The organism is Halopseudomonas sp. (assembly GCF_041579695.1).
GTDB lineage: Bacteria > Pseudomonadota > Gammaproteobacteria > Pseudomonadales > Pseudomonadaceae > Halopseudomonas.
This window is the reverse complement of sequence record NZ_JBFGFI010000210.1, coordinates 1-1,380: the sequence shown is the minus strand read 5'-3', so window position 1 is coordinate 1,380 and position 1,380 is coordinate 1. Positions and strand designations below refer to the sequence as shown.

General features: G+C 60.4%; 2 protein-coding genes. Both read left to right on the top strand.

Annotated features, from left to right (window positions below; all coding sequences use genetic code 11):
- On the top strand, positions 1 to 1,173 hold a 1,173-nt coding region (locus ABYA88_RS16475; RefSeq protein WP_373188464.1), incomplete at its 5' end, for a deoxyribodipyrimidine photo-lyase.
- A partial coding sequence (locus ABYA88_RS16470) for a nuclear transport factor 2 family protein (protein ID WP_373188463.1) occupies positions 1,170 to 1,380 on the top strand: 211 nt, incomplete at its 3' end. The genes ABYA88_RS16475 and ABYA88_RS16470, both read left to right, overlap by 4 nt.

The following is a 1,380-nucleotide window of genomic DNA, read 5'->3' as shown; positions in this document are numbered from 1 at the left end:
CTGCTGAGCGTCGCCAAGGAGACCGGCGCCGCGGGCATCTTTTTTAACGACGAATACGGCATTCACGAGCAGGACCGCGACAATGCGGTGGCCGAGGCATTCGTCGCAGCGTCGCTGAGCTGCCAGCGCTACACCGACCAGATCCTGTTCCAGCCCGGCTCGCTGCGAACCCAGGAAGGCACCATGTACAAGGTCTACAGCCAGTTTCGCAAAAAAGCTTGTCAGCGCCTGCACGACCAACTACCGGAGCGCGTGCCGATGCCGCGAAAGCAGAGTCTTGCCGGAGTCTCTTCCGACCCGGTCCCGGACTGCATCGCTGGATTCGAACAGGCTTCGAGTGAGCAGCAGAACCTCTGGCCGGCCGGCGAACAGGCTGCAATGCAGCGGCTAGAGGCATTCACCGATGAGGTGCTGTTCGACTACCAGGACCTGCGCGATCAACCCGCAGCCAATGGCACCAGTCGGCTTTCTGCCTACCTCACCAGCGGTGTGCTTTCCCCGCGCCAGTGCCTGCACGCGGCCATTGCGGCCAATCAGGGTGAATTCGACAGTGGCAACCGCGGTGCAGTTACCTGGATAAACGAGGTCTTGTGGCGCGAGTTCTATAAGCACATCCTGGTCTGCTATCCGCGGGTTTCACGCAGCCGTGCTTTTCGCCCGGAAACCGAGAACGTGCCCTGGCGCGACGATCCTGACGCGCTTGCGGCGTGGCAGCAGGGTCGCACCGGCATACCCATCGTCGATGCCGCCATGCGGCAGCTGCTGGCCACCGGCTGGATGCACAATCGCCTGCGCATGATCAGTGCCATGTTTCTGACCAAGAACCTGCTGATCGACTGGCGCGAGGGCGAGCGCTGGTTCATGCAGCATCTGGTCGATGGCGATCTGGCCTCGAACAATGGAGGCTGGCAATGGAGTGCGTCGACCGGGACCGACTCGGCGCCCTACTTCCGCGTCTTCAATCCGGTCACCCAGTCACAGCGGTTCGATCCCGACGGCGAGTTCATCCGTACCTGGATCCCCGAGCTGCGCAATCTGGATGCCAAACAGATACACCAGCCGCCCGCGGGCGATCTATTGGGCACGACCGACTATCCGCGGCCAATCGTCGACCTGAAAGACAGCCGAAAGCGGGCGATCGAGACGTTCAAAAGCCTGGGAGACCAATCATGAGCAGCGATTATCCACAGCGTTTCGCAGATGTGTTTGCCAGCCTGGACAAGACCAATTTGAATCGCGTCAGCGAAATTTACGCCCCTGACGTGCATTTTACTGATCCGATGCATGACGTACACGGGCTGCAGGCCATGGAGGATTATTTCGGCGAACTCTACGCCAACATCGATGATCTGCAGTTCGAGTTCCATCAATGCCAGCAGG